Source organism: Aeromicrobium sp., assembly GCF_049586495.1.
In the GTDB taxonomy this organism is placed as follows: domain Bacteria; phylum Actinomycetota; class Actinomycetes; order Propionibacteriales; family Nocardioidaceae; genus Aeromicrobium.
This window is the reverse complement of record NZ_JBAVCB010000234.1, coordinates 1-3,970: the sequence shown is the minus strand read 5'-3', so window position 1 is coordinate 3,970 and position 3,970 is coordinate 1. Positions and strand designations below refer to the sequence as shown.

Genomic DNA, 3,970 nt, shown 5'->3' with positions numbered 1-3,970 from the left:
GATCGAGGCCGTGGCCGAGACCTCGCAGGACACCCCCAGCCCAGACTTCGGAACCAACCAGTGGCTGGTCGAGGAGATGTACGACCGTTACACCGAGGACCCGAAGTCGGTGGACGCCGCCTGGGCCGACTTCTTCGCCAAGGGCGGCACGCCCGGCGCTTCGGCAGACCGGCCGCCGACCAATGGCACGACCCCGGCGCCCGAAACTCACGAACCCCAGGCGCAGGCCGCCGGCCCGGATCATGTCGAGTCGCCCGCGCCGCCTGCCGCCCCCCAGGACGGAGGCACGACACCTCTGCAGAAGCAGACGCCTGACCCCACCCCGGCTCCGAACGCCCCTGAGCTCAAGAAGACCGAATCCACCACCGGTTCGGCGAAGGCTTCCGCCAAGACCCCAGCTGCCAAATCGGCCACCGCCGAACCGGCCGGGCCCGGCGAGGTCGAGAAGGTCGTCCTGCGGGGCGCAGCCGCCCGAACCGCGCAGAACATGGATGCCAGCCTCGAGGTGCCCACCGCCACCAGCGTGCGGTCTGTGCCCGTCAAGCTCCTGTTTGACAACCGCACAGTCATCAACAACCACCTCACCCGCGCCCGAGGCGGCAAGGTCTCATTCACGCACCTGATCGGCTACGCCGTCGTCAAGGCCGCCGCCGCGATGCCGGAGATGAACACCGGCTACGAGACCAACGACCAAGGCAAGCCGGTCCAGCTCAAGCCAGAGCACGTCAACTTCGGTCTGGCCATCGACCTGCAGAAGCCCAATGGCACGCGCCAGCTGCTGGTGCCATCGATCAAGGCAGCAGAGACGATGAACTTCGTCCAGTTCTGGTCGGCCTACGAGACCATGGTCAAGAAGGCTCGTGACGGCAAGCTCGAGGTCAGCGACTTCCAGGGCACCACGCTGTCGCTCACCAACCCGGGCGGCATCGGCACGAATCACTCCGTGCCGCGACTCATGGCGGGTCAGGGCGTCATCGTCGGCGTCGGCTCGATGGAGTACCCGCCGGAGTTCCAGGGTGCGTCGGAACACACGATCGCCCAGATGGCTATCTCGAAGATGGTCACCCTCACCTCGACCTACGACCACCGCGTCATCCAGGGCGCCCAGTCCGGAGAGTTCCTCAAGCGGATCCACCAGATGCTGCTCGGCGAGGACAACTTCTACGACGAGATCTTCAGCGCCCTGAAGATCCCGTACGAGCCGATCCGCTGGGCCCAGGACATCGCGGTCAGTCACGACGACGAGGTCCACAAGCAGGCCCGTGTCCTCGAGCTGATCAACGCCTTCCGCGTGCGCGGACACCTGATGGCCGACACCAATCCGCTCGACCACACGCCGCGCATCCACCCCGATCTCGACACCGCTTCGCACGGCCTCACGCTGTGGGACCTCGACCGGGAGTTCGCCACCGGAACGTTCGGCAACGGCAAACGCTTCATGAAGCTGCGTGAGATCCTCGGCATCCTGCGGGATTCGTACGCCCGCACGATGAGCGTCGAGTACATGTACATCCAAGAGCCCGAGGAACGCACCTGGTTCCAGGAGCGCATCGAGCGGCCGCACACCAAGCCGCCGCGCGAGGAGCAGCTGCGCATCCTGCAAAAGCTCAACCATGCCGAGGCCTTCGAGACCTTCCTGCAGACCAAGTTCGTCGGTCAGAAGCGTTTCAGCCTCGAGGGCGGCGAAACCACGATCCCGTTGCTCGACGAGATCTGCGAGGGCGCCGCCGCGGACAACCTCGAGGAGGTCTGCATCGGCATGGCGCACCGTGGGCGGCTCAACGCTCTGGTCAACATCGCCGGCAAGCGCGCCAGCCAGGTCTTCCGGGAGTTCGAGGGCAACATCGACCCCCGCACGGTCCAGGGGTCTGGCGACGTCAAGTACCACCTGGGCGTCGAGGGCAAGTTCACCGCCGACAACGGCGACACCATCAAGGTGTCGATCGCGGCCAACCCGTCGCACCTGGAGGTCGTGGACCCGGTGCTCGAGGGCATCACCCGCGCCAAGCAGGACCGCCTGAACCGCGGCGAGGAGTTCCCCGTGCTGCCCGTGCTGGTGCACGGCGACGCGGCCTTCGCCGGTCAGGGCGTCGTGGCCGAGACCATGAATCTGTCCAAGTTGCGCGGATACCGCACCGGAGGAACGATCCACGTGATCGTCAACAACCAGGTCGGCTTCACGACGGCGCCGTCGTCGTCCCGCTCGTCGACCTACTGCACCGATGTCGCTCGCATGATCCAGGCACCTGTGTTCCACGTCAACGGAGACGATCCTGAGGCATGCATCCGGGTGGCTCAGCTCGCCTACGAGTACCGACGCACCTTCCACAAGGACGTCGTGATCGATCTGGTCTGCTACCGCCGACGCGGACACAACGAGGGCGACGACCCCAGCTTCACCCAGCCGCTGATGTACGACACGATCAACGCCAAGAAGTCGGTACGCAAGCTGTACACCGAGGCTCTGGTCGGTCGAGGCGACATCACCCTCGAGGAAGCCGAGGCGGCTCTCACCGACTACCAGGCTCAGCTGGAGCGCAACTTCGTCGAGGTCAAGGAAGCCGTCGCTGACCCCGAGTACATGCGCACCCCCGGCTATCCGGAGAAGCCTGAGCACAGCGGCGAGCTGGTCACCTCGATCACGCCCGAGATGCTCAAGGCCATCAGCGACTCGTACACCAACGTGCCGGAGGGCTTCACGGTCCACCCGAAGGTGTTGCCGCAGCTGCAGCGCCGGGCCGCGTCGATCACCGCTGGCCCGATCGATTGGGGCACCAGCGAGATCATCGCCATGGGGTCGCTGCTGGCCGAGGGCCGACCTGTCCGTCTGGCCGGCCAGGACAGCCGACGGGGCACGTTCACCACCCGTTTCGCCACGATCATCGACCGCGAGAACGCCCAGGAGTGGACGCCGCTGGCTAACGTCAGCGAGGACCAGGCGACGTTCTACATCTACGACTCGCTGCTCAGCGAGTACGCCGCCCTCGGCTTCGAGTACGGCTACTCGGTGGCCCGGCCGGAGGCGCTCACGATGTGGGAGGCCCAGTTCGGCGACTTCGTCAACGGCGCCCAGTCGGTCATCGACGAGTACATCTCCGCCGGTGAGACCAAGTGGGGGCAGAAGTCAGGCGTCGTCCTGCTCCTGCCGCACGGCTATGAGGGACAGGGACCGGACCACTCGTCGGCCCGCCTCGAGCGGTTCCTCGACCTGTGCGCCGATGGGTCCATGACCGTCGCACAGCCCTCGACCCCCGCGTCGTACTTCCACCTCCTGCGTCGTCAGGCGTTCGAGGACGAGCACCGTCCGCTGATCGTGGCCACCCCGAAGTCGATGCTTCGCAACAAGGCGGCCGTATCGACGCCCGAGGAATTCACCAGCGGAAGCTTCCGCCCGGTGATCGGCGACGAGACCGCCAACGCCGACGCCGTGGAGACGGTGCTGATCTGCTCCGGCAAGATCTACTGGGAGCTGGTCGCCGAGCGCAAGAAGCGGGAGTCGACCTCGACGGCGATCGTGCGACTGGAGCAGCTGTATCCGCGTCCGGTCGACGAGCTCAACGCCGAAGTGGCCCGCTACACCAACGCCACCGAGGTCCGCTGGGTGCAGGACGAGCCGGCCAACCAGGGCCCATGGCCGCACGTCGCGCTCAACCTCAGCGGGGAGTTCGGCGGGCTGCCTCTGCTGCGTGTGTCGCGTCCCGAATCGTCCACGACCTCAGTCGGCTCGCACAGCCGTCACGTCACCGAGCACAACCAGCTGATGGATCTAGCGTTCAGCTGAGCGTCAGGACGACCTTGCCGAAGACGTCACCGTCCTTGACGGCGCGAATGCCGTCGGCGGCTTGATCCATGCTGAGCACCCGTTCCACCAGTGGTCGGGTGCCAGTCTCGGCCATGAAGCGGGCCAGGGCGTCGAGCTCGTCGCGCGTGCCCATGGTCGATCCGTGCACCTTGATCTGCCGGAAGAAGA

At 66.2% G+C, this 3,970-nt stretch carries 2 protein-coding genes; one reads left to right on the top strand and one right to left on the bottom strand.

Annotated features, from left to right (window positions below; translation table 11 throughout):
* The first annotated feature begins 1 nt into the window (after position 1).
* Positions 2-3,781, top strand: coding sequence for a multifunctional oxoglutarate decarboxylase/oxoglutarate dehydrogenase thiamine pyrophosphate-binding subunit/dihydrolipoyllysine-residue succinyltransferase subunit (locus WB508_RS12110; RefSeq protein WP_423845137.1), 3,780 nt, complete (start codon positions 2-4; stop codon positions 3,779-3,781).
* On the opposite strand, the gene WB508_RS12105 is transcribed toward WB508_RS12110, so the two are convergent.
* A partial coding sequence (locus tag WB508_RS12105; protein ID WP_423845136.1) for a zinc-binding dehydrogenase occupies positions 3,774-3,970 on the bottom strand: 197 nt, incomplete at its 5' end. The two genes, WB508_RS12110 and WB508_RS12105, sit on opposite strands and share 8 nt — an antisense overlap.